At 60.9% G+C, this 23157-nt stretch carries 20 protein-coding genes; 9 read left to right on the top strand and 11 right to left on the bottom strand.

From position 1 onward, the window contains the following. Positions 1-5 precede the first annotated feature (5 nt). Both BC443_RS15285 and BC443_RS15280 read right to left on the bottom strand, forming a co-directional pair. Positions 6-992 carry a xanthine dehydrogenase family protein subunit M gene (locus tag BC443_RS15285; protein ID WP_071232701.1) on the bottom strand — a complete coding sequence of 329 codons (987 nt, stop codon included), beginning with the start codon at positions 990-992 and terminating at the stop codon, positions 6-8. Between the two features lie 14 nt (positions 993-1006). After that, positions 1007-1540 (bottom strand): (2Fe-2S)-binding protein, encoded by a 534-nt coding sequence (locus BC443_RS15280; RefSeq protein ID WP_083387446.1) that lies wholly within the window; start codon positions 1538-1540, stop codon positions 1007-1009. Positions 1541-1928: 388 nt separating this feature from the next. On the opposite strand from BC443_RS15280, the gene BC443_RS15275 reads away from it, so the two are divergent. Then, positions 1929-3647, top strand: a complete 1719-nt coding sequence (locus tag BC443_RS15275) for a Na+/H+ antiporter (RefSeq protein WP_071232700.1) — start codon at positions 1929-1931, stop codon at positions 3645-3647. A gap of 53 nt (positions 3648-3700) precedes the next feature. Further along, complete coding sequence (locus BC443_RS18950) at positions 3701-4201, top strand: DUF302 domain-containing protein (protein WP_071232699.1); 501 nt, start codon at positions 3701-3703, stop codon at positions 4199-4201. An 86-nt stretch (positions 4202-4287) separates the two neighbouring features. On the opposite strand, the gene BC443_RS15265 is transcribed toward BC443_RS18950, so the two are convergent. From BC443_RS15265 to BC443_RS15245, 5 genes are read right to left on the bottom strand one after another with little or no spacing between them, the layout of a single operon-like run. Then, positions 4288-5031 (bottom strand): SDR family NAD(P)-dependent oxidoreductase, encoded by a 744-nt coding sequence (locus BC443_RS15265; protein WP_071232698.1) that lies wholly within the window; start codon positions 5029-5031, stop codon positions 4288-4290. A 45-nt stretch (positions 5032-5076) separates the two neighbouring features. Next, entirely contained in the window at positions 5077-5496 is a 420-nt protein-coding gene (locus tag BC443_RS15260; RefSeq protein WP_071232697.1) for a PPC domain-containing DNA-binding protein, read from the bottom strand. A 1-nt stretch (position 5497) separates the two neighbouring features. Further along, complete coding sequence (locus BC443_RS15255; protein WP_071232696.1) at positions 5498-6043, bottom strand: DUF296 domain-containing protein; 546 nt, start codon at positions 6041-6043, stop codon at positions 5498-5500. Then, complete coding sequence (locus tag BC443_RS15250; RefSeq protein ID WP_071232695.1) at positions 6040-7656, bottom strand: acyl-CoA synthetase; 1617 nt, start codon at positions 7654-7656, stop codon at positions 6040-6042. Before BC443_RS15250 ends, BC443_RS15255 begins: the two co-directional genes overlap by 4 nt. Beyond that, positions 7653-8822 (bottom strand): acetyl-CoA acetyltransferase, encoded by a 1170-nt coding sequence (locus tag BC443_RS15245; RefSeq protein ID WP_071232694.1) that lies wholly within the window; start codon positions 8820-8822, stop codon positions 7653-7655. Before BC443_RS15245 ends, BC443_RS15250 begins: the two co-directional genes overlap by 4 nt. A 140-nt stretch (positions 8823-8962) precedes the next feature. On the opposite strand from BC443_RS15245, the gene BC443_RS15240 reads away from it, so the two are divergent. From BC443_RS15240 to BC443_RS15225, 4 genes are all read left to right on the top strand, one after another. Next, positions 8963-9751: an IclR family transcriptional regulator gene (locus BC443_RS15240; protein WP_071232802.1), complete on the top strand. Its 789-nt coding sequence runs from the start codon at positions 8963-8965 to the stop codon at positions 9749-9751. A gap of 301 nt (positions 9752-10052) precedes the next feature. Further along, the gene (locus BC443_RS15235; RefSeq protein ID WP_071232693.1) at positions 10053-11057 is read left to right on the top strand and encodes a DctP family TRAP transporter solute-binding subunit; all 1005 of its coding nucleotides are present in this window, start codon (positions 10053-10055) and stop codon (positions 11055-11057) included. 99 nt (positions 11058-11156) lie between these two features. Next, a complete protein-coding gene (locus tag BC443_RS15230) occupies positions 11157-11573 on the top strand; it encodes a TRAP transporter small permease (RefSeq protein WP_210766293.1) in 417 nt (138 codons plus the stop codon). Beyond that, positions 11570-12895 carry a TRAP transporter large permease gene (locus BC443_RS15225; RefSeq protein WP_071232691.1) on the top strand — a complete coding sequence of 442 codons (1326 nt, stop codon included), beginning with the start codon at positions 11570-11572 and terminating at the stop codon, positions 12893-12895. The genes BC443_RS15230 and BC443_RS15225 overlap by 4 nt, the downstream gene beginning before the upstream one ends. A gap of 127 nt (positions 12896-13022) precedes the next feature. Here the strand turns inward: BC443_RS15225 and BC443_RS15220 are convergent, their stop codons facing one another. The 4 genes from BC443_RS15220 to BC443_RS15205 all read right to left on the bottom strand — a co-directional run bounded on the left by BC443_RS15220 (position 13023) and on the right by BC443_RS15205 (position 19155). After that, the gene (locus BC443_RS15220) at positions 13023-15248 is read right to left on the bottom strand and encodes a xanthine dehydrogenase family protein molybdopterin-binding subunit (protein ID WP_071232690.1); all 2226 of its coding nucleotides are present in this window, start codon (positions 15246-15248) and stop codon (positions 13023-13025) included. Between the two features lie 22 nt (positions 15249-15270). Beyond that, entirely contained in the window at positions 15271-16266 is a 996-nt protein-coding gene (locus tag BC443_RS15215) for a xanthine dehydrogenase family protein subunit M (RefSeq protein WP_071232689.1), read from the bottom strand. A gap of 156 nt (positions 16267-16422) precedes the next feature. Beyond that, complete coding sequence (locus BC443_RS15210; RefSeq protein ID WP_071232688.1) at positions 16423-17100, bottom strand: (2Fe-2S)-binding protein; 678 nt, start codon at positions 17098-17100, stop codon at positions 16423-16425. A gap of 261 nt (positions 17101-17361) precedes the next feature. Further along, on the bottom strand, positions 17362-19155 hold the full coding sequence (locus BC443_RS15205) for a gamma-glutamyltransferase family protein (RefSeq protein WP_071232687.1): 1794 nt from the start codon (positions 19153-19155) through the stop codon (positions 17362-17364). Positions 19156-19313: 158 nt separating this feature from the next. Here BC443_RS15205 and BC443_RS15200 point away from each other — a divergent pair, with 158 nt between their 5' ends. The 3 genes from BC443_RS15200 to BC443_RS15190 all read left to right on the top strand — a co-directional run bounded on the left by BC443_RS15200 (position 19314) and on the right by BC443_RS15190 (position 23155). Beyond that, on the top strand, positions 19314-20081 hold the full coding sequence (locus BC443_RS15200; protein WP_071232686.1) for a GntR family transcriptional regulator: 768 nt from the start codon (positions 19314-19316) through the stop codon (positions 20079-20081). 50 nt (positions 20082-20131) lie between these two features. Beyond that, complete coding sequence (locus BC443_RS15195; RefSeq protein WP_071232685.1) at positions 20132-21154, top strand: TAXI family TRAP transporter solute-binding subunit; 1023 nt, start codon at positions 20132-20134, stop codon at positions 21152-21154. A 69-nt stretch (positions 21155-21223) separates the two neighbouring features. Next, positions 21224-23155 carry a TRAP transporter fused permease subunit gene (locus BC443_RS15190; RefSeq protein WP_071232684.1) on the top strand — a complete coding sequence of 644 codons (1932 nt, stop codon included), beginning with the start codon at positions 21224-21226 and terminating at the stop codon, positions 23153-23155. Positions 23156-23157 lie beyond the last annotated feature (2 nt).

Raw genomic sequence — 23157 nt, 5'->3', positions numbered from 1 at the left:
TCTCCTTAGCGCTGTGCGGTCACCGTCGCGAGAGCGCGGACGATCGCCTGCTTCGCCAGTGGAATCTTGAACGCGTTGTCGCGATGCGCCACGGCGCCGGCCATGGCCGCCTCGGCCGCTTTCTCGAACGTCTGCTCCGTCGCGGGCTGGCCGCTGAGCGCCGCTTCCGCCTCATGAGAGCGCCACGGTTTGGTGCCGATGCCGCCCAGGGCGATGCGCGCTTCACGGATGGCATCGCCGTCCATGGCCACCACGGCAGCGCAGGAAGCCAGCGCGAATTCGTAGGACATCCGGTCGCGCAGCTTGAGATAGTGGCCCCTGGCGCCGTCGATCGGGGCATCGAGGGTAACGTGGGTGATCAACTCGCCATCGTTCAGATCGTGCTCGCGCTCCGGCGTATCGCCCGGCAGCAGGTGGTACTCCTCGAAGGGAATGTCGCGGGTGCCGCCCGGTCCCTCGACGGTGATTGTCGCGCCCAATGCCTGCATGCCCACGCACATGTCGGAGGGGTGCACGGCAATGCAGTGATCGCTCGTCCCCAGCACCGCATGGTTGCGGTTGATGCCTTCCAGCGCGCCACAGCCGGAGCCGGGTTCGCGCTTGTTGCACGGCCGCGCCGGGTTGCGGAAGTACGGGCAGCGGGTGCGCTGCATGACGTTGCCGGCCGTGGTGGCTACGTTGCGCAGTTGGGTGGAGGCGCCGGACAGCAGCGCCTCGGACAGCACCGGATAGTCGGCGAGGACACGCTCGTGGTAGGCCAGGTCGGTATTGGTCACCAGCGCGCCGATCTTGAGCCGGCCGTCGTCGAGCGATTCGATGTCGGTCAGCGGCAGCCGGTTGACGTCGACCAGGCGCTGCGGGCGCATGATGTCGAGCTTCACCATGTCGATCAGGTTGGTGCCGCCGGCGATGAAATCGGCGCTGTGGTCGTTGCCATGCAGAGCGGTCGCCTCGGCGACATCCCCGGCGCGCTGATAGTCGAAGTTACGCATACAGGAAGTCCTCCTCAGGCCTTGGCGCGCGCGGACTGGACCGCACTCAGAATGTTCTTATAGGCGCCACAGCGACAGATGTTGCCGCTCATCGCTTCCTTGACCGAGGCATCATCGCTGCCGATGCGCTTGTCATTGAGCATCGATACGGTCGACATCATCTGCCCGGCCGTGCAGTAGCCGCACTGGTAGGCGTCGTGCTCGAGGAAGGCTTCCTGCACCGGATGGAGCTGGCCATCGCGAGCGAGTCCTTCGACGGTGGTGATCTCGCAGCCCTCGTGCATGACCGCGAGCGTCAGGCAGGAGTTGGCCGAGTGGCCGTCGATCAGCACAGTGCAGGCGCCGCACTGGCCGTGATCGCAGCCCTTCTTGGTGCCGGTCAGGTCGAGGCGTTCGCGCAAGGCATCGAGCAGCACCACGTTGGGCTCGACCTGCAGGGTGACGGGTTCGCCGTTGAGCGTCAGGCTGACCGTCACGGTATTGCTGGATCGCGAAGCGTCGCGGGGTTGCAAAGCGTCATCGGGGGAATGCACGGAATCGTCCATCATGCCGGCTCCTCATCGGGGGTCGAAGACCGCAGCGCTTCAGCGCGTCACTGCGCTGCGCCACGGTTCGTTGTCTTGGGCAGTCACCTTGAGCGGAAGACCCGAGTCTGATCTGGGCCACGGGCCCGAGCCCTGCTGGAACGGCTCGAGCCAGGCCGGAACACCGCAGACGAACACCGACCGCGTTTCGGTCGGCAAACAGGCCTTTCGTCACGGGATACCAGGCGGCGTCATGCTGTCAGGACATCGACGCCGCCTTGCCAACACAGCATAGACACCACATCCCGATCCCGCTCGACGGCCGGCCAAGAAATTTCGTCGCCTCTTCCCCCAACACGTTCGACTTCCGCTAAGCTCGTCGGCTAACGATTTCTACCGGTTGCTCGGGTCGATGAATACTCTGTTCTTGGTTCTGATTCTGCTGTTGGTCGCTTCAGCGACCGGGGTGATTGCACGATTCGTCCCCTCTCTCCCCACACCTCTGGTGCAGATCTTTCTCGGTGCCCTGCTGGCGTGGCCAGCCTCGGGGTTGCATGTCGAACTGGAGCCGGAAATTTTCTTGCTGCTGTTCATTGCACCGCTGCTGTTCTCCGATGCCCGGCGCTTCCCCCAGCGCGAATTCATGATCCTGCGCGGGCCGATCCTGGCCCTGGCGCTGGGGCTCGTGCTGTTCACGGTGATCGGCGTCGGGTATTTCATTCATCTGCTTTTCCCGACGCTGCCGCTGGCAGTCTGTTTCGCACTGGCCGCGATTCTCTCCCCCACCGATGCCGTGGCGGTCTCGTCGATCTCGGGGCGCCTGCCGGTGCCGCCGAGACTGATGAGAATCCTCGAAGGCGAGTCGCTGATGAACGACGCCTCGGGTCTGGTCGCGTTCAAGTTCGCCGTCGCCGCCGCCCTGACCGGAACCTTCTCGCTGGCCGATGCCACCCTGAGCTTCCTGCTGATCTCGATTGGCGGCCTGATCGTGGGAGGTCTGCTGGCTTTGGGCTTCAACTTTCTGCGCTCACGGTTGATCGAGCGCCACCTGGGCGACGCCACCACGGTACAGGTCATCCTGCTGGTGCTGTTGCTGCCCTTCGCCGCCTACCTGCTGGCGGAGCATCTGGGGATGTCCGGCATTCTCTCCGCCGTAGCCGCCGGCATGGTGATGAACCGCGCCGACATCAAGCGCGTTGGTCAACTGCATGCCCGCATGCAGACTCAGAGCGTATGGGAGATGCTCGAGTTCGTGCTCAACGCCCTGGTCTTCCTGCTGCTGGGTTTCCAACTGCCCGCGATCATCAGCGGCGCGCTGGACCATTCGCTGCATGACGTCGGCGACTACGAATTCCTGCGCCTGCTGGGCTACGTGGCCGCAATCTCGATCGCCCTTCTCATCTCGCGCTTCGTCTGGATCTGGCTCGCCAGTGCCACGGGACGTGGACTGTCGCGATTGATGGCCGCTCTCAAGCGGCAGCCACATCCATCCTCTGCGGGCGATACGGGGCGCGTTCCGTTCAAGCTGATGCTGGCGGCGACGCTTGCCGGGATCCGCGGCACGATCACGTTGGCAGCGGCGCTGTCTCTTCCGCATTTGATGAACGATGGGACCGACTTCCCGGCACGAGAGCTGCTGATCTTCCTGGCCACCGGTGTGATTCTGTTTACCTTGATTACCGGCAGCATCGGGTTGCCGCTGGTACTGCGCAATCTCAGGATCCCCAACGACACTCATGAATTCGAGGAAGAACGCAAGGCGCGCATCGCCGGTGCCGAAGCCGCGATCTATCGCATCGAACGCTATCACCACGACCGCACGGGCGAATTCGCCCGCAGCCATATCAACGACGAAACGATCCTCGCCTTCAACGAGGTCAGCTCGCAGTTGATGAACTACTATCGCGAACGACTGACGCTCCACTCGGCCGATACGGCAACACCACAGCTTTCCGCCTCACGCCAACTGGAGCGCGAGACTCGCCTGGAAGCGCTGCGTGCGGAACGGCGCCAGTACTACAAGATGCGCCAGCGTGACCGCATCAACGATAATGTCCTGCGAAAGCTGGTCCGCGAGGTCGATCTGGCCGAAGCCGCCCTGACCAGTGATCTGAGCACGTCACACCATTGATCCACGAGCCAGCGTCAGCCGCTCACTGACTGAACAGATTGGGAGAGAACTGCATGATCCGCTCCGTCGTTCCACGCACGGCAAAGCTACGACGCATCCTGGCAACCACACTGACCGCCCTGGCCATCAGTGCCCCAGCCCTGGCGCAGGAACCGGCCGCCGAGGTGCCGGGGCTCATCGTCGCCAGGAGCGATGCCAGCGTTCACGACACGGCCTCGCGCTTCGCCGAGCAGGTCCGCACCAGCGGCATGACCGTGTTTGCCCGTGTCGACCATCGCCAGAGCGCGATGTCCCGCAGCATGGCGTTGCTGCCCAACGAAGTCATCATCTTCGGTGATCCCAAGACCGCCACGCCGCTGATGCAATGCGCGCCCACCGCCGGCATCGACCTGCCGATGAAGGCGCTGGTCTGGCAGGACGACGACGGCCAGACCTGGCTCGGCTACAACGACCCCGCATGGATCGCCGAGCGTCATGGCGCCACCGACTGCCCCGCCATCGGACCGCTGCAGCAGGCGATGCAGAAGCTCGTCGAAGCGACGTTGCAGGAGTAAGCACGAGATCGAAAAAGCCGCCGCCCCGTCCGACACAGAAGTGACGGACGGGGCGGCGGCTTCTGAGGTAGCCTGACCGTTCAGGCCTAGGTTCGCAAGCCGGCGCTGACGAAGCCTCCATCGACAGCCAGGACCTGTCCTGTGACGTAGGACGCCTCGTCCGACAACAGAAAAGCCACAACATTGGCGACTTCCGAGGGCTGACCGTAGCGATTCAGCGAGACACGGTCATGCCACTGCTCGCGCACTGCATCGGTATGGATGGCGCGCGCCAGCGGGGTATCGATCGGACCGGGTGCCACGGAGTTGACGCGTATCCCCTGGGAGCCCAGTTCGCAGGCCATCACCCGGGTCATCGCGTCCTGCCCGGCCTTGGAGGCGCCATACGCACTACGCCCCTTGTTGCCGCAAAGGCCCGAAACCGACGAGATATTGACGATGTTTCCGGGAAGATCTCGCTGCGTCCAATAGCGTGCCAATTCACGCGATACCACGAAGGAGCCGACGACGTTGACATCGAGGATCTTGCGGAACTCGCTCACTTCTGTCTCGATTGTCGACTTGTCGATGCCGATACCAGCGCAATTGACGACGCCCGCCAGACAGTAGTGTTCGGACATGTACGCGATAGCCGCCTCGACGGCTGCCTCGTCGGTGACATCACAGGCAATCCCGTCCCGCAAAGGCACATTTAGTTCGGCACAAGCTTCGGCCAATCCGGCTTCCGATCGATCGACGAGACACACGGCCCAGCCCCGCGCTTTCAACGTCCTTGCCACGGCTAATCCGATACCGGATGCGCCTCCAGTCACTACGACGGCCTTTTGCATGGTTTTATCCTTGCTATCTTTCGGTTCGCTATCTGACTCAAAGGTTCAAGCCGGCTCTTCACTCTCGGGAATCCATTCTTCCAGCGTCACTTCAAAGGTCATGCAGACGGGATTCCAACCGGCCAGAAAGGGACCGCCATAGACGTTACCGTCCGTGTCCGCGACGATGCCGGCCAGCGAGGCGACGGGTACGCCATCCGCGTCCGAGCGCACTTCGCCTGCAATGCTGACAACCTCCACGGCAGGACCCGATATCTGCTGATAGCTACCATCGCGACAGCCCAGGCTGGCATCAACGAGGCTTCCCAAGCCGCCGCGTACGAACGCGTTGCGAAATCCTTCGGCCAGGCACATCTTCTCGACGCCCTGAACCAGATCCTCGTTCGGCGCAATGCGGGCATAGGCTACGCGACCCATGCGCCCCGACTCCGTGGTCACGACTCGGGTGGTCTCTGCAGTCGACATGTCACGACTCCTTGAAAGGCTTCAACAAGGGGATATTGGTTTCGTCGTCAAACGCCTGGCGAAGCTCGAACCCTTCGAGCGCCGTGACCAAGACGGAAATGGGTGTGGCTCCGATAATCGATGCCTGGGGCACGATATGGCCGCCTTTAACGCTGCCGTCCTCGGCGCGAACGGAGGCATGGCAATGAACCAGCGGACGGCCTTCCATGTCCTTGCCCAGCGTGGCATTACCGAACACCATGAACGACGCACCGGCATCAATGGGCCTGGAATAGGCGATAACGGCATTGCCGCTCGGATCGGGAGGCGCGACGCAGTATTCGAGATGATTGAAGTAACCGCCAAGAATGGTGGTCGATGCGCTGGAGACGCCGATTTCCCGCAGCGGTTCGACCAGCGCGTCATAGAGCGAGCGCCCCGGCTGGAGCAGAAGTCGAATGTGACGACCGCTCTGGTAATGCATGCTCTGGATCCGCATCGGGCTGAAGCGACCCACATGGCGTAGCATGCGAGGCCGGTGATAGCCGGATTGCAGTGTACGGCTCATGAGCGCACCTCCCGTTCCTCGATAGCCTGCCGGATGATCTTCTTGGTGATCTTGCCGTAGTTGGATTTCGGCAGCGTCTCGAAGACGTGGTAACGCCGCGGCACTTTATAGCTCGAGACTCGCTCCTTGACCCATGCCTGGAGCGCGTCGATATCCAACTGCTTGCCCTCGGCTGGAACTACCGCCGCGACGCCGACCTCGCCCCATCGCTCATCCGGCATCCCGACGATTGCCACTTCGCTGATATCGGGATGGGTCAGCATCTTCTCTTCGATCTCGCGTGGATAGATATTGGAACCGCCGGAAATGAACATGTCCGAGGCGCGCCCGGTGATGAACAGAAAGCCTTCGTTGTCGACGTGCCCCAGGTCGCCGGTGCGGAACCAGCCATCACGGAAGGACTTGGCATTGGCTTCAGGGTTGGCGTAGTAACCGGCGAACACGCCCACCCCACAGACACATATTTCCCCGGTCTCGAACGGTTCGAGCTCATGGCCTTCATCGTCCTGAATCGACACCTGCATGGCGGTTCTATCGTAGCCGCAGGTGCCGATCTTGAACTCGCCGTCGTCATCGGCACTGTGAAGCCTGGGCGGCAGCACGGTGATGTTTCCGGTCACCTCGCCCAGTCCGTAATATTGCACCAGCACTTTGCCGAGGCGCGCCAGCGCCCGTTTCTGGTCGGCCCGGTACATGGGGGCGCCAGCATAGATGATGTAGCGCAACGAGGAATGGTCGTAGCGATCGCTGGCAGGGTCCTCGACCAGCATCTTGACGATGGTCGGCACGGTAAACAGGTTAGTAACGTGATGCGTCTCGATCAGACGCCAGATCTCGTCTGCATCGAATCCGCTGGATGCCGGCAGGACGGTCTTGATGCCGCGAGCCAACTGCGCCAGATAGTGAATACCCGAACCATGGGAAAGCGGCGCCACAACCAGGCTAGCGTCGGTAGATTGATCCATGCCGGGCATGAGGTCGCACAGATGATTGGTGGTAATGAAGCCCATCTGACCATGCGTCAGCACCGCCGCCTTCGATTTTCCCGTCGTCCCCGAGGTGAAGAAGAACCAGCAGGGATCATCGTGTTCCACATCGGCGTTGCCGCACGCCTGCCCTTCGTATTCCCGCAGAAAATCGTCGTACGCCGCATCACCGAACGCCCCTTCGCCAATCCGCACGGTGAAGGCGAGATTGACGTTGATGTCGCGGATGGCCTCGTAATGCCGCTCGAACTCCGCCCCGATGATGAGAATCCTGGCTTCGGTCAATTCCGCGAGCCACTGCGCTTCGTCGGGAGAGATACGAAAGTTGGCCGGCGCCCACACGGCGCCCAGCCGAAAGGCGGCTAGCTGGGTCTCCACCATCTCGAAGCCGTTGCGACTATGAACCAGGAGACGATCGCCTTTCGTCAGGCCCTGAGCCTGCAATGCCAACGCCAAGGCACTGACACGCCGATCCAGTTCCCGCCACGAGAGGGTGGCATCGCCCATCACCAATGCTGTTGCGTCGGGATATCGCCGCATGGCCTGGTTCAGGAAATTGGCCAGGTTCATGACCCGCTTGCTGACCGGCGTGACCCCGCCTGCCGGAACCCGGATCGCCTCGTTCATCGGCTGCGCTCCATGATGCTGACGTAGTTCGCCACGGCGGCGCCTCCCATGTTGAACACGCCTGCCAGATTGGCGTTGGGAATCTGCATGTCGCCGGCGTCCCCCATCAGTTGCAGGCACGCCATCACATGCATCGAAACGCCCGTGGCGCCTACCGGGTGCCCCTTGGCCTTGAGCCCACCAGAGGGGTTCACCGGCAGACGGCCACTCTTGTAGGTCCAGCCCTCGCGGATCGCGCGGTAACCTTCGCCGGGCGCCGTCAGGCCCATCGCCTCGTACTCGATCAACTCGGCGATCGTGAAACAGTCGTGAGTCTCCACGAAATCGAGGTCGTCCAGCGAAATTCGGGCACTCTCCAGCGCCGAACGCCAGGCGCCGGCCGCGCCGGCAAAAGCCAACGGATCGCGCCGACTCAATGCCATGATGTCGTTTTTCTGAACACGAGCGCGGAAGGCAATGGCGCGTTCCATCGTCCGGGCCGTATCCTCGTCGGCCAGCACGATGACCGCCGCGCCATCGGAGACCATGGAGCAATCGGTACGGCGCAAAGGCCCCGCCACGATGGGGTTTCTGTCACTGACGGTATTGCAAAATTCGAACCCAAGATCCTTGCGCACATGAGCGAAAGGATTGGCAACGCCATTGCCGTGGTTCTTGGCGGCAATCATCGCCAGCTCTTCGCGTCGATCACCGTAACGGCGAAAATATTCGTCGGCGATTTTAGCGAAGACACCAGGGAAGCCTCCCTCGGTCATCTCTTCCTTGCGATAGCTCGCACCCAGCAGGACATCGCCGACTTCTGGCGTCGGCAGAGAGGTCATTTTCTCCGCGCCCACGACCAGAGCGATTTTTCCACGCCCCGACTCGATGAAATCCAGACCCGCATGCAGGGCGGCGGAGCCGGTGGCACACGCATTTTCCAGGCGCGTGGCCGGCGTGTGCATAAGATTGTCATCCGCCATCGCCACCAGGGCCGCCTGGAAGTCCTGTTTCGAAAACCCGTTGTTCATGACACCTAGATAGATGGCATCGACCTTGGCCGCCGGTATCCCGGCATGCATCAACGCGTCTTTCACCACCTGTCCGATCATCGCTTCCGTATCAGGCTCCGGACGTTTTCCGAAGGGAAGATGCGACCAACCGACTATTCTGGCTTGAGTTGACATTCAGGCTCCTTATTCCATAATACGGAATACTAAAAAATGCTAATATCCAAGCTATGTGAGGCTAAAACAGGTATCAACATGAAAAACGTCCGTCTCGACTAAATTACTAGGCCACAATATGGAATTTTAGCGATATGCCGATGAAAGCCTCTCCCATCAAGGGTGCCCAATCCGTTTCAAGAACCCTGCAAGTGCTCCGCGCCATTGCCGGCCGGCTCGGTAATGGCGTCTCGCTTGCCTATATCACTCAGCAAACCGAATTGACCAAACCGACGGCCCACCGCCTACTGCAGGCGCTCATGGCCGAAGGCATGGTCGAAAGATCGGAAGAAGAGGGGTATTTTCTGGGACCGGAGTGCTACGCGCTGGGCGTCATCGCCGACCAGCGTTACGGCCTGAGCCGCATCGCCTCAACGCCGGTGAAAAGAATTGCCGAGGAATGTGGCGATAGTGCGTTTTTCGCGTTACGCAGCGAATGGCATTCGATCTGCCTGATCAGGGAGGACGGCAACTACCCCATCAAGACTCATGTGCTTCAGCCAGGAACCCGCCTGCCATTGGGCGTCGGCGGCGGCGGCATCGCCATGCTGGCTGCCATGGACGACGAAGAGGTCGAGCAGTGCCTGACCATGAATGCCGAAGAGTGTGCCGCACACTTCCCTCAAGACCAGCGCGCCGACCACCTGCCTCGCATCGCGGAATGTCGGGCGCTGGGCTACGGCATCAATCGCGGCTCCGTCGTTGCCGGCTCCTGGGGCATCGGTGCCGCCGTCAGGGACGCCACCGGCCGCGTGCTGGGCGCCCTTTCGATCGCCGCCATCGAAAGTCGATTGCAGCCGGACCGGCAAAGGACGTTAGGTCCCCGACTCGTACAGGAAGCCAGAGCGCTGGAAACCAAGATACAACAGGCTCAGACAACTCGGCGGTGAGTGCCGCACCAAACCATTCAATTATACAAGATCCATAATATGGAACCTAAAACCACTATTATTACATGCCAACACCTCTCGCCTTAAATGGCTTTAATGGTGCCACATGCCAAGAAAAGCAACCTTCTATTGACCGAGATCACCTTTGATTTACGGCCAAACAAGACCTGATAGCACTTCGACTTGCGACACCTATTTACAACCATTGTCCAATGGCTACGAAGATTACGCTGCTTCATTCTCTGAATGACAAACACTATCGCATTCCACTTTGCGGAACAAAATAAACAAGAGATCGATAATGAAAACTAGTACGAAGCTGTCTGTAGCGGCGTCCGTCCTGGCCACGCTGATATCGGCGACTGCATTGGCGGATACGTATCGCCTGACTCACAATACCTCCGACGCCACTTCATGGCAGAAAGGGGCGGAGAAGTTCAACGAGCTTCTCCAGCAGGAGAGTGACGGAGACATCGGTGTTCGCATCTTCCCCAACGCCGTACTTTCCGGCGGGGATCAGATGAAGCAGTCCGAAATGGTTGGCAGAGGAGACATCGATTTCGTCATTACCTCGGCCATCAACGTTACGCCTCTCATCCCGCAGATGGCCGTCTTCTCGCTTCCTTACCTCTTCTCCAACTATCAGCAAGTCGACAACGCTATTCAGGGCACTCCTGGCGACAAGATGAAGGCGATAGCCAGAGAACATGGAATCGAAATACTGGCCTGGGGTGAAAACGGGTTCAGGGAATTGACCAATAGTGTCAAGCCCGTCGAGAGCCCCGAAGACCTGGAAGGCATGAAGATCCGCGTGGCCGGCCCCATGTACATCGATGTGTTCGATGCCCTGGGCGCGAACCCGCAACAGATTCAGTGGACCGAGACCTTCTCGGCGCTCCAGCAAGGTGTCGTCGACGGCCAGGAAAACCCGGTCGGCTCCATTATCGTTCCGCAGCGCCTGTATGAAGTTCAGGATTACTTGACAGAGTGGCACTACTCTTACGACCCGATTTTCATCGGCGTCAGTGAAAAGTTGTGGAGCAGCTGGGACGAGAAGACGCAGCACCTCGTTCAGGACGCTGCCGATCAGGCCATGCAGTATCAGATCAACCTGGCCCGGGAACAGACCGAGTCCGGTATCAAGACACTGGAAGACAAGGGCATGACGGTAACGACGCTGAACGACGAGCAATTGCAGAAGTTTCGTGATGCCACTCGTTCGGTTTACGACGCCTGGGGTCAAAAGGTCGGCAAGGATCTCGTGAGTACTTTCGAGAAAGCAGTCGACAACACCCCGTCTCAGTAGCGTGTGAATGGTCAGGCCGGCGAGTCAAGAAGGAAAGCGAATATGAGGTATTTGTGGCGCCATTTCGAAGAGGCTATCTGTGGAGTCGTCTTTCTATCCATGACGCTGCTCGGATTCATCAATGTCGTAGTCCGCAACCTTTCCAATTATTCGCTGGCCTCGACCCAGGAATTGGTCATCAACGGCATGGTGCTGTTGACCATCTTCGGCGCAGCCATTGCGGCCAAGAAAGGCCAGCACCTTGCTGTCACGGTGCTTTACGATATCGCGCCGCGTTCATTCAAGAGAGCATTGGTTCTACTGTCGACCCTGCTCGTCATTCTCACGCTCACCCTATGCACCGTTTTCACGGTCAATCTTCTTACTAACCAGTATTCCAGCGGAGTCGTTTCCAGTGCACTGCAAATCCCGCAGTGGTACTACACCCTGATCGTTCCTCTCGGTTTCGTCATGCTGATGATCCGTCAGATCGAACTCGCCATTGCCGAAATCAAAAAACCGGAGGCGTTTTCATGATGGACTGGTCTGCCGGCACCCAGATGATCGTTCTGTTTTTCGTCCTGGTCCTGATCCGAGTGCCCGTGGCATTCAGTCTGGCGCTCTCCGCCATGGCCGCCATGTATCAAATGGGCTTTGGACTGGATATGGTCGGCGACCTCATCGTCTCGGGCATCGCAAAATACTCGTTGCTGGCGATTCCATTTTTCATTCTTGCCGGCAACATCATGGGTATTACCGGCATCGCCGAGAAAATGATCAATTTCTTCCGAACGCTGGTTGGTAGTTTACCTGGCGGAATGGGGCTCGTCGGGACTGTCGTCTGCCTGTTTTGGGGTGCGGTGAGCGGCTCTGGCCCCGCCTCCGTGGCAGCGATCGGGCCGTTGATCATTCGTGGCATGGTCGCCGACGGCTACTCGCGCGCATTTTCTGCTGGCCTAGTATGCACTGGCGCTGCGCTCTCACTCATCATCCCGCCCTCGATTGGCCTGGTGATCTACGGCATTCTCGCCGGCACCTCTATCTCCGATCTGTTTTTGGCATCCATCGTGCCCGGGTTGATGCTCGGATGCCTGATGCTATGTGCGCTGCCTTTCGCCCGACTCTTGCCTACTCCGTCGACAGGCGAAAGCGCTAAAGATGAAGAGAGTTTTCAACGGTTGTTCGATCTGGGCACCGACCTTCCCTACGCCACCCGACTGATAAAGTCCTTTCGCGAAGCTTTCTGGGGATTGCTGACACCGGTCGTCATTCTAGGGGGTATTTACGGCGGGATTTTCACGCCGACCGAAGCGGCAATCGTGGCCACGGTCTTCGCCATGTTCGTAGGTTTTTTCATCTACCGGACGCTCAGCCCGTCGTCGCTGTTTTCCTGCGTCGTGGCCTCCGCCGGTTCATCCGCTGTCGTCATGCTGGTGGTCGCATTCGCCAGCCTGTTTGGCTGGGTGGTCGTGGTCGACGGATTGGTCAGCGATTATTCGGATGCCCTGCTCAACATCAGCAGCAGCCCGTGGATCGTCGTGCTGATGATGTTAGTCATTCTGCTATTGGCGGGCATGTTCATGGATGCCATCACGATCATGTTCATCACTCTGCCGATCTTCATGCCCGTGGTTCAGCAACTCAATCTCGATCCAACCTGGTTTGGCGTTGCCTTGATGACGGCGCTGTCTATCGGACTGATCACGCCGCCGGTGGGCATCAACCTGTTCGTTGCCGCCAATATCACGAATTTGCCCCTTGGCACGATCGCCAGAGGCATCGTGCCTTTTCTCATCGTTTCCCTTGTCGGCTTATTGATTCTGGCCTACGTTCCCAGCATTTCTTTGATGTTTCTCTAGCACGCCCGGCAGAGAACACTTGGAGTAAGGAAAAGCCGTCGCCCCCGTCCGACAAGAGTGCCGGACGGGGGCGACGGCTTTCGCTTGGGTCGGAGAATCCTCTCAAGTCTTCCGCGTTTTGTTCACGTTACGCACTCCGTGCCTGGGGCACGTCGTCCATCAGCTTGTCGAGGGTGATCGGTAGTTCGCGGATACGCTTGCCGGTGGCGTGATGGACCGCGTTGGCAATGGCAGCCGCGAGGCCGGTAACGCCGATCTCGCCGATTCCGCGGGCACCGTACTCGTTGAACGCCAGATCCGGATAGTCGAGCAGGATCACGTCGATCTCCGGCTGGTCGGCATGCACCGGCACCACGTATTCGGCGTAGTCGTTGTTAACCGGCCGCGCGTTGCGCTCGTCATACTCGGTGGCCTCGAACAGGCCCATGCCGATGCCCATCACCACGGCGCCTTCGACCTGGTTGCGCGCGGTGGTCTCGTTGATCACCTTACCCACGTCGATCGCGCTGACCACCCGCGCCACGCGCAGATGCGAAATGCCCGGATCCCAGCGCACCTCGACAAAATGGGCGCCGAAGGAGCGATAGGAGTACTTCGAGTCGGCGGCCTCGGTATGCGCCTCCCCGTCGGCGCTGCCGTAACGACCGGCCTCCAGTATCTCGGCGAAGCTCACCTGCTTGCCGTCGGCATTGCGCAGGCCGCCGTTGGCGACTTCCAGATCGTCGCCGGACGCCCCGGCGAAGGCGCCGTTGCTGCCGGTGGCGTAGCGCTTCATCTCGTCGAGCGCATTGCGCGCCGCCCCGGCGATGGCCGGCAGCGTGGTCGCCGTCGCCCAGGAGCCGCCGGAGACCGGGCCATCCGGGTAGGAGGAGTCGCCGAGCTTGACGGTGATGCGATCGATCGGGATGCCGGTCACGTCGCTGACCGTCTGGGCCACGATGGTGTAAGTCCCGGTGCCGATGTCCTGCGTGGCACAGGAGGCGAATGCCGTGCCGTCGGCACGAATCGAGACGCGCGCGTCGCAGGCCATCTTCAGCGCTTCCCAGTTGCACGCCGCCATGCCGTAGCCGACGATCTCGCGACCCTCGCGCATGCTGCCGATCTTCGGATTGCGATCGGCCCAGCCGAACCGTTCCGCCGCCCGTTTCGTCGCTTCGACGATATGATTGCTCGAGAAATCCAGATCCTTGCTCTCGTCGCGTTCGGCATAGTTGTCGAGACGGAACTGCACCGGATCGACCCCGGCAGCGTCGGCCATCTCGTCGATCGCGGATTCGAGCGCGAACAACCCCGGCGCCGCACCTGGCGCACGCATCGAGGTCGGCGTACCGCGATTCACCTGGGTGGTCTCGTGGCTCACCGTCAGATTGGGGCAGCTGTAGAGGCTCTTGGTCACGCTGCCGCAGGTCTCGACATACTGATTGACGAACGACGTCGTATTGATCGACTCGTGACGCAGCGAGACCAGCTTGCCGTTTTCGCCCGTGGCCAGCCGCAGGCGCTGGCGCGTTTCCGGCCGGTGACCGGTGGTGGTGAACATCTGCTGGCGCGGCACGACGAGCTGCACCGGACGCCCCAGCTCGCGGGATGCCGCCGCAGTGGCGATGGCGTGCGGCCAGGTCCACAGCTTGCTGCCGAAGCCGGAGCCGATGTAGGGCGCATGCACGGTGATTCGCTCCGGCGGCATGGCGAAAATCTTGGAGAGCGCCCCTTTCGCCACGACCACGCCTTGAGAGGCGTCGAAGATCGTCAGATCGTCGTTGTCCCACCACGCAGTGGAGGCGTGCATCTCCATCGGGTTGTGGGTTTCCACCGGCGTCCGATAGGTCACGTCGATGGTGGTCGCCGCGCTATCGAAGGCCGACACCGCATCGCCGCGGTCGTGATTGCCGCTGCCCGCCTGAGTGCCGTTGGCTTCGAGGCCCTGCTCGAGATTGGCCACGGCCTTGTCGGTCGCGTAGGTCACCTTGACCCGGCGCGCTGCCGCCCGGGCGTTCTCGAAGGTATCCGCGACCACCAGCGCCACGAATTGCCCTTCGTAGTAGATGCGCTCGTCCTCGAACGGCAGCCGGGTCTCCTCGACCTTGTTGCCCTGGGCCAGGCTCGACGGCGTGTGATAGAGCGTCGGGAAGTGGCCGTGGTGGAAGATGTCGATGACCCCCGGCATGTTGCGGGCTTCGTCGACGCTCAGCTGTGAAACCTTGCCGCTGGCGACGGTGCTGAAGACGCCATAACCATAGGCCAGGTTCGGCGGAAGATTGTCGGCGGCGTAGTTGGCGCGGCCGGAGAGCTTGTCCGGACCGTCGATACGCGGCACGCCCGCGCCGATGATGCTTTGCTGTTTGTCGCTCATGTCGATTCTCCTCGCGGGCGGCTCAGGCGGTGGTCAGGTCGGTCAAGTCGACCAGGTTGCGCACGATGGCCTGCTGGCCGAGCGGAATCTTGTAGCCGTTCTGGGCGTAGGCGATGGCGTTCTCGAAGGCCAGCCTGGCGGCATCGGCGAAAAGCTTCTCGCTGGCCGGCTTGCCCTTGAGCGCCGCTTCCACTTCCGGCGCGCGCCACGGCTTAGTGCCGACGCCGCCCATCGCGATCCGCGCCTCGCGGATGGTGTTGCCGTCCATCCGCACGATCACCGCGCTGGAGGCGAGCGCGAACTGGTAGGACTGACGGTCGCGCAGCTTGAGATAGCCCGAGCGGCTGCCCTCGAGGGGCGCGTCGAGAACGACGTGGGTAATCAGCTCGCCCGGTTCCAGCGCGTGCTCCCGTGCCGGCGTGTCGCCCGGCAGCAGGTGGAAGTCGGCGAAGTCGATCTCGCGCTTACCATCGGGCCCTTCGACCTCGACGGTCGCGCCGATCGCGATCATCGCCACGCACATGTCCGAGGGGTGCGTGGCGATGCAGGCGTCGCTGGTGCCGAGCACCGCGTGAACGGTGCGGTTGACGCCGCCGATCGCCGCGCAGCCGCTGCCCGGTTCGCGCTTGTTGCAGTCGGAAACACCATCGCGGAAATAGGGGCAGCGCACCCGTTGCATGACGTTGCCGCCGGTCGTCGCCTTGTTGCGCAACTGGGTCGACGCGCCCGCCAGCAGCGCCTGGGAAAGCACGGCGTAGTTCTCGACCACTCGCTTGTCCCGCGCCAGTGCGGTGTTGGTCACCATCGCGCCGATACGCAGCCGGCCGTCGTCGAGGCGCTCGATCTCGTCGAGGGCGACGCCGTTGATATCGACCACCTTGTGCGGCTGCATGACATCGAGCTTGACCAGATCCAGCAATGTGGTGCCACCGGCCAGGAACGAGACGGCGCGGTCGCTGCCGTGGGCGGCGACCGCCTGCTGCGCGCTCTCGGCACGGGCGTATTCGAAATGTCTCATGATGCTTTCTCCTCGGTTCTGATGCGAAAGCTAGGCGAGCGAGGTTCAGGCAAGGCAAAAATCGGCGAAAAAGCGCAGTTTACGAGCCTGTAAATGAGCATTTTGAGACGATTTTTAACGCCGCATGAACGAGCGCAGCCAGTTTTCGCGCAGAACCTAAACTGAGCCGCGGGCAGACTGAATGGCCGCGACGATGTTCTTGTAGGCGCCGCAGCGGCAGATATTGCCGCTCATCGCCTCGCGCACGTCGGCATCGCTGGTGCCGATGTCATCATCCTGCAGGATCGCCACGGCGCTCAACATCTGCCCTGCCGTGCAGTAGCCGCACTGATAGGCATCGTGTTCGAGAAAGGCCTGCTGAATCGGATGCTGCCGGCCGTTCTTCTCCAGCCCTTCGACGGTGGTGATTTCGTCGCCGTCATGAGTGACCGCGAGGCTCAAGCAGGAGTTGATCGCCGTGCCGTTGACCAGGATCGTGCAGGCACCGCACTGGCCATGGTCGCAGCCCTTCTTGGTCCCGGTGAGCCCGAGGCCGTGACGCAGCGCGTCGAGCAGGATCACGTTGGGGGTCACGTCGAGCTGCTGACGCTGGCCGTTGACGGTCAGCGTGATGCGCTGCTTGCCTTTCGCGGGCGGTGCGTCGGTCTGCGTGCCGGGCTCGTCCGGCGAGCCGGCGTAGCTCACTTGGGAAAGCGCCGGTGCCGCCGCCACTGCCAGACCGGAGATACCGGCGGTCTGCAGGAAACGCCGGCGACCGGGGGAGCTTGGCCGTACCGAGCTGCTTTCGGGATCGTAGATGTCTACGCCCGCACTCGAACGCTGGTTGTCGTCCATGGAATCATCCTCACCAGTTTCCGCCCGTCGTTGTCATGCCTGTCATTATCATCGTTGCTATCGGCATGTCGGGCGCGCCTCGGTGCAGGCGAGGCGGCGAAGCGGCCAGCGAGAGCTCGCCAGCCAGGAAGTCAGCAACCCTCCGCCGTGTCAGGCGGCGGAGGCTTACTTAACTTAGGAGAGCCGCCAGGGCGATGCAAAGCCTGGCGATAGATTCAGGAGTATCTCGCGGCGATCGCGGAGGATTGGGCAAATCAAGAGTTAGCGCCCGACTGCGTAGCCTTGCATATGACGAGGTGTCGCACCGGCATGAACCATTCCATCTTGGCGCGAAACGGCACAGACACGCCCTAGGGACCAGTCGTCCTGAATCCGAACGTCATGCCCGAATCGTTCCAGTGCCTCAAGGGTCGTTTGGGGGAAGCGCCCCTCGATCAATAACCTATTTAGGACGCACTCCCGAGGGTGAAAGGACGCAGGGAAATGGCGCATCTGAAAGAGCGGCGAATCAATCGAGGCCTGCAATCCCAGCCCATAATGTATGCGGCGCAAAAACACTATCAGACTCCACTGATCCTGCTGGTCACCCCCTGGAGAACCCAACGCCATATAGCCTTCACCGTTCCGTGTGATCAATGTTGGAGTCAGTGTCGTACGGGGACGCATGCGCGGGCGCAGAGACGTCGGCAAACCGGGCGTCAGCCAAGTCATTTGCGCTCGAGTGGAAATCGAAAAGCCCAATCCCGGCACTGCGGGCGAACTCTGCAGCCAACCGCCGCTGGGTGTCGCCGATACCATGTTGCCGAAACGGTCGACGACATCGAGATGCACGGTGTCGCCCTCGACTTCTGGCAGCGGCGCAAACGTCGGCTCGCCGCCGCCCGGGCCGATAGTGGGTTCACTGCCCGCCAGCGCCAGTATGGCCGCAATATTCGCCTCGCCGCCGGCCAGTCCGGGGCGCATGAGTGTCGATGCTTCATTGCCGATCAGTCGTCGGCGCCCATGGTTGTAGTCGTCGCTGAGTAACTGCGATAGCGGCACATCCGTGAACCGGGGATCGCCATACCACGCTTCTCGATCGGCAAACGCCAACTTTGCCGCTTCCGCGACGGTGTGAACGAAGTCTGCGCTGTCCGGTGCCATGGCACTGAAATCGACTTCCTTCAGCAACGCCAGCTGCTGCAGGAAAACCGGCCCCTGTCCCCAGGGACCGGTCTTGTGAACGGTGAAACCGGCATAGTCGTAGCTGGTGCTGGCTTCCTCGCTCGCTCGCCACGCCGCCATATCGTCGCCGGTGAGCAGTCCACGATGCGGCGTGCCGGAGCTGTCCATCAAGGGTCGATCGCGGTAGAAGACATCGATCGCCTCGGCAACGAACCCCTCGTAAAAACAGATGCGCGCTCGCTCGATCTGCGTCTCACGGTCATTACCCGTGGCCTTGGCTTCATCGACGATACGCTGATAGGTGGCGGCAATGGCCGGCGACCGAAATAGGGCATCCGGCTTCGGAGCACGACCGTTGACCAGCCACTGTGCGGCCGAGCTTGGCCACTCTTTTTGAAAGAAATCGATGACGGGAAGGATCGACGATACGGCACGCGCCAGCAACGGGTAGCCGTCTCGGGCGTAGCCGATGGCCGGCTCCAATACCGTCTCCAGCGGTAGCGAACCATAGTCGCGCAGCAACAACATCCAGGCATCGAAGGCGCCTGGCACGACGGCGGGCAACAGCCCCGTGCCGGGAACGGTCTTGAGCCCGAGCTCGGAGAACGCTTCCGGCCTTGCAGCTGCAGGCGTCACCCCCTGGCCGCAGATGACTCGCGGTGCATCGTCCTGAGGACGCTTGACGATGATCGGCACTTCACCGCCCGGCCCGTTGAGGTGCGGTTCGACGATCTGCAGCACGAAGCCTGCCGCAACGGCGGCGTCAAAAGCGTTGCCGCCCTTTTCCAGCATGGCCATCCCCACGCTGGATGCCAGCCAATGCGTGCTGCTGACGGCTCCGAAAGTGCCCTTGATTTCGGGGCGAGTAGTAAAGGGCGCGAACATCGCCATCGGCTCTCTCGAATGATTGCTGGCAGCCTAGCGTCTCAACGGACGCACGGCTGACGTTACTGGAAAGGGCTTGAAGATAGCATGAGAACTCGGCACTATCATAGCTATATAGCTATTATAGCTATATAGCTATTTAGTCAATAACAAACGAGCTCCTCATGATCCTGGAAACGATCGTCGAAGCGTGCCTCCCGCATTTCGAGAACGACCGGCTCGGCGTTCCCAAGTACGCGCGTTTCTACAACGCCATCCGGGACGCCATCGATAGCGGGCGCCTCGTCGCGGGTGACAAGCTTCCTTCCGAGCAGGAACTGTCGGCACGACTGCCAGCCAGCCTGGGTACCCTGCAGAAAGGACTCAAGGCATTGGCCGACGACGGCATCATCGTGCGCCAGCACGGCCGCGGTACCTTCATTCGTGATCAGGAAGTGCGTTACGAAGACATTCGCGTATTTCGCTTTCTCGACCAGGGCAGACCATTACCACTGACCCTGCAAGGCGTCGGCATTCAGCGTGTCGACATCGACGGTGAGCTTGCCAGGTTCTTCGAAAGAAACGAGTGCGTGGTGATCGAGCGTTTGGTTCAGGTCGAAAATGAGCCTTGGACCTTCAACGCCTTCTATCTGCCCCTGGGCCTGGCAGAGGAACTGCTGGAGATGGCGCCTGCCGATTTCGACGGCTTCTCGATTCACGAATACCTGCACCGTTCGCGCCAACTACTCACGACACGTTTCGATCACCACCTCAGCGTCGGTGAATTCAGTGGTGCCGCCCGTCGGGCCCTCAAGCTCGATGGCCAAACGACGGTCGGCATGCAGTGGCAGGTTCACGGGTATACGCGAGAGAGAAAACCCGCCACGTTTCAACGTTTCGAACTACAGCCCGGGCATCGACCGGTCGAGTTGAAAGCCCAACTCGACCGCTGACTTCTGGACGACCTCATATTCAGCAATAACAATGCAGAGGAAAACGAACCATGTCTCAAGACAATCTGACCAATCTACAGCGACGTCAGCTTCTCAAACTCGGTCTCGCCGGTGCCGGTGTCCTAATGGTCCCTGGGCTGGTACAAGCCGCCAGTAAGCAGCGAGAGATGAAATGGGGGTCGGCATCGCTCGGCTCCACCGGCTACATCATTATCGAAGCCCTGGCGCAGGCGGTGCAACGCCATAGCGACATTCCCACTTCGACACTGTCCACGTCCGGTGGCGCCGAGAACATGGCATTGATCCAGCGTGGCGAGATCGACTTCGGCCAGACCACCTCCACCGACTGGCCCGTCGCGACCCAGGGCAAGAAGCCGTTCCGGGAGCCGGTCGATGCTAGACAAATTTGCGCCTATACCGTGTGGAACATTCCACTTATCGTACGCGCCGACTCCGACATCCAGAGCTATGCCGATCTCGCCGGCAAACGTATCATGCCCTCCTCCGCGGGCGGCGCAACGGCCATCATGTATCAGGCGCTGCTGCAGGCGGCCGGTGTCGCCGACAGCGTCGACTGGACCTATGGATCCTGGAACGATACCTTCAACGCGTTCAAATCCGGCGCGGTCGATGCCATACCCGCCGTACTGACCAACGGACGCGCGTCACCGTCGCTGGAAGAGATCGATACCTCGACGCCGTTCCGAGTCCTACCCATCGAGCAAGCCACGCTGGACAAGGCTAAGACCATCAATGGCGGCCTGCTGGACAGTACGGTCAGTCACGACCAATGGACCAAGATCGACGGCGAGATGTTGATCCCCGCCATTTCAGGCGTCCTGGCGGCCAGCCCGAGCGTTACCGACGACGAAGCCTATGCCGTTTGCAAAGCGATCTTCGATAACAGCGAGGAAGTCCGCAAAGTTGGCAGCCAGCTCCGCGATGTCAGCGCCGACTTCGCAGCGCAATATCTCATGTCGAACTATCCGATCAACGCCGGCGCGGCTCGCTATTTCAAGGAGAAAGGAGCATGGCGCGACGATCTTACGATCGCCGATTCCGTCACTACCTGATCCTGGTGCGCCATTGCCCGCTTCGGCTAGGCGATGGCGCTGTTCTCCTCCTCGGAACGACCGACGCTCATGACTCCACAATTGCTTCGCCCCGAACGCGGCTACTGCAACGCGCATAATCTCGTGCTGGTGCTGACGCTGTTCATGGTCGCCACTCACTTGGCGCAGACCTTCCTGTTCTATCTGCCCTCGGGGCAGTTCAAGGCCCTGCATCTCGGGTTCTCGCTACTGATCGTCTTCGCTTTCGCCATGGGGCAGGCACGCCATATGCTGGGGCGACTCGGTTTTTCGCTTCTGTTTCTCGTTGCCGGCGTCAGCGCGGGATACGTATTGGTCGAGTATCAGGGACTGATTACCGAACGTGTCTTCGGACCGGAACAGTCGGATGTGATCGTCGGTTGCGCGCTGATCGTCGTCTGTCTAGCGGCCGCTTGGCAGCAGTGGGGCGCGACGATTCCCATCATCGGGGTATTGGGACTGCTTTACGGCTATTATGGCAATCTGATGCCGACCGAGGTGCTGCACCATTCGGGACTCGGTTTCGAGCGTCTGATTTCCTACGCTTCGATCCCCAATTTTCAGGGCGTGCTCGGCTCCTTGACCGCCCTCTCCGCCAGTACGATCTTCATTTTCATGGTCTTCGCCGGCCTGTTGAAATCGACCGGCGGCATCGATTTCATCATGGGTTTCGCCACCAAGCTCGCGGGCAATTCACGCGGCGGCCAGGCCAAGATAGCGGTACTCTCCAGCGCCTTCATGGGAATGATTTCGGGAAGTACCGTCGCCAATATCGCCAGTACCGGCACCATGACGATCCCGCTGATGAAACGTACGGGTTTCAAAGCCCCGTTCGCCGGCGCCGTCGAAGCGGTGGCCTCGACTGGCGGACAAATGACGCCACCGGTAATGGGGCTGACGGCGTTTTTGATGGTGGGCGTTACCGGTATTCCCTATGACGAAGTCATCCTCGCCGCGACCATCCCCGCTGTCCTGTATTACTTCTATCTGCTGTTTTCGATCCACCTGCAGGCGGTCCGCGACCAGGATCAGGTTTCGACCGAAGCGATCATCGACATTCCGCCGTCCAAGGCACTGCTGGCGCGCTACGGTCACCTGCTGGTTGCGATAGCGGTACTCGTCTACCTGCTGGTGACCCAGATGCCGCCGGCCTATGCGGCCGCCTATGGGTGCGTGGCGATCATCGCTCTCGAATTGATCAGCGCGCTGATCCGAGATCGTCAAAACCCACTGCAGGGGCTCAAATCCGCCATGATCCGCGTGGTGGACGGTCTCCGCGAAGGCGGTTTCAGCGGCGCGACAATTGCCGTGATCGTCGCGGTCATCGGTATCTTCGTCGAAGTACTGACCGCCACGGGCTTTGCCCAGAAGCTCTCCTATCTCATGCTCGGCGTCGCCAATGGCAATGTCGCCGTCATGCTGGTGATCGCCGCCCTCGCCTGCCTGGCCTTCGGCCTGGGATTACCGACTTCGGCCGCCTATATTTTGGTGGCACTGCTTACCGCACCGGCGCTGATCGATATGGGTCTGAGTACCATGGCGGCGCACATGTTCGTGCTCTACTTCGCGGTCTTCTCGGCGCTGACACCCCCTGTTGCCGTCGCCTCACTGATCGCCGCAAGAATCGCCGAGGCGCCTTATTTCGCGACGTCGATGCAGGCAGTCAAACTCGGTCTTCCCGGATTCTTTCTGCCTTTTCTGTTCGTGGCACGGCCGGAATTACTGCTGATAGAGGGAAGTCTACTTGACCAGATCTGGGTAACGGCGGTCAGCGTACTGGCGATGATCGCGCTTAACGTCGCCATGGTCGGACAGGGTTTCAGCCGAACCCATTGGTCTATACGTACCCTAATGCTGCTCGCCGCCGTAATCATTCTGGTACCCGGGGTTACAGGAACTCTCGTGGGTTCTGCTATCGTCGTCGCCTTGCTGGGCTACCAGTGGCTGGTAAGAAGTCGCCGTTCATCCACCAGCCTTGCATAAGC

The organism is Salinicola sp. MIT1003 (assembly GCF_001858555.1).
In the GTDB taxonomy this organism is placed as follows: Bacteria; Pseudomonadota; Gammaproteobacteria; order Pseudomonadales; family Halomonadaceae; genus Salinicola; species Salinicola salarius.
The sequence above is the reverse complement of the archived record's forward strand: the minus strand, read 5'-3'. Positions and strand labels throughout refer to the sequence as shown.

What these genes read in the sequence shown, in the direction of transcription:
- BC443_RS15285 (WP_071232701.1), bottom strand. Translation starts at nt 992, where the DNA reads ATGCGTAACTTCGACTATCAGCGCGCCGGGGATGTCGCCGAGGCGACC.
- BC443_RS15280 (WP_083387446.1), bottom strand. Translation starts at nt 1,540, where the DNA reads ATGATGGACGATTCCGTGCATTCCCCCGATGACGCTTTGCAACCCCGC.
- BC443_RS15275 (WP_071232700.1), top strand. Translation starts at nt 1,929, where the DNA reads ATGAATACTCTGTTCTTGGTTCTGATTCTGCTGTTGGTCGCTTCAGCG.
- BC443_RS18950 (WP_071232699.1), top strand. Translation starts at nt 3,701, where the DNA reads ATGATCCGCTCCGTCGTTCCACGCACGGCAAAGCTACGACGCATCCTG.
- BC443_RS15265 (WP_071232698.1), bottom strand. Translation starts at nt 5,031, where the DNA reads ATGCAAAAGGCCGTCGTAGTGACTGGAGGCGCATCCGGTATCGGATTA.
- BC443_RS15260 (WP_071232697.1), bottom strand. Translation starts at nt 5,496, where the DNA reads ATGTCGACTGCAGAGACCACCCGAGTCGTGACCACGGAGTCGGGGCGC.
- BC443_RS15255 (WP_071232696.1), bottom strand. Translation starts at nt 6,043, where the DNA reads ATGAGCCGTACACTGCAATCCGGCTATCACCGGCCTCGCATGCTACGC.
- BC443_RS15250 (WP_071232695.1), bottom strand. Translation starts at nt 7,656, where the DNA reads ATGAACGAGGCGATCCGGGTTCCGGCAGGCGGGGTCACGCCGGTCAGC.
- BC443_RS15245 (WP_071232694.1), bottom strand. Translation starts at nt 8,822, where the DNA reads ATGTCAACTCAAGCCAGAATAGTCGGTTGGTCGCATCTTCCCTTCGGA.
- BC443_RS15240 (WP_071232802.1), top strand. Translation starts at nt 8,963, where the DNA reads ATGAAAGCCTCTCCCATCAAGGGTGCCCAATCCGTTTCAAGAACCCTG.
- BC443_RS15235 (WP_071232693.1), top strand. Translation starts at nt 10,053, where the DNA reads ATGAAAACTAGTACGAAGCTGTCTGTAGCGGCGTCCGTCCTGGCCACG.
- BC443_RS15230 (WP_210766293.1), top strand. Translation starts at nt 11,157, where the DNA reads ATGACGCTGCTCGGATTCATCAATGTCGTAGTCCGCAACCTTTCCAAT.
- BC443_RS15225 (WP_071232691.1), top strand. Translation starts at nt 11,570, where the DNA reads ATGATGGACTGGTCTGCCGGCACCCAGATGATCGTTCTGTTTTTCGTC.
- BC443_RS15220 (WP_071232690.1), bottom strand. Translation starts at nt 15,248, where the DNA reads ATGAGCGACAAACAGCAAAGCATCATCGGCGCGGGCGTGCCGCGTATC.
- BC443_RS15215 (WP_071232689.1), bottom strand. Translation starts at nt 16,266, where the DNA reads ATGAGACATTTCGAATACGCCCGTGCCGAGAGCGCGCAGCAGGCGGTC.
- BC443_RS15210 (WP_071232688.1), bottom strand. Translation starts at nt 17,100, where the DNA reads ATGGACGACAACCAGCGTTCGAGTGCGGGCGTAGACATCTACGATCCC.
- BC443_RS15205 (WP_071232687.1), bottom strand. Translation starts at nt 19,155, where the DNA reads ATGGCGATGTTCGCGCCCTTTACTACTCGCCCCGAAATCAAGGGCACT.
- BC443_RS15200 (WP_071232686.1), top strand. Translation starts at nt 19,314, where the DNA reads ATGATCCTGGAAACGATCGTCGAAGCGTGCCTCCCGCATTTCGAGAAC.
- BC443_RS15195 (WP_071232685.1), top strand. Translation starts at nt 20,132, where the DNA reads ATGTCTCAAGACAATCTGACCAATCTACAGCGACGTCAGCTTCTCAAA.
- BC443_RS15190 (WP_071232684.1), top strand. Translation starts at nt 21,224, where the DNA reads ATGACTCCACAATTGCTTCGCCCCGAACGCGGCTACTGCAACGCGCAT.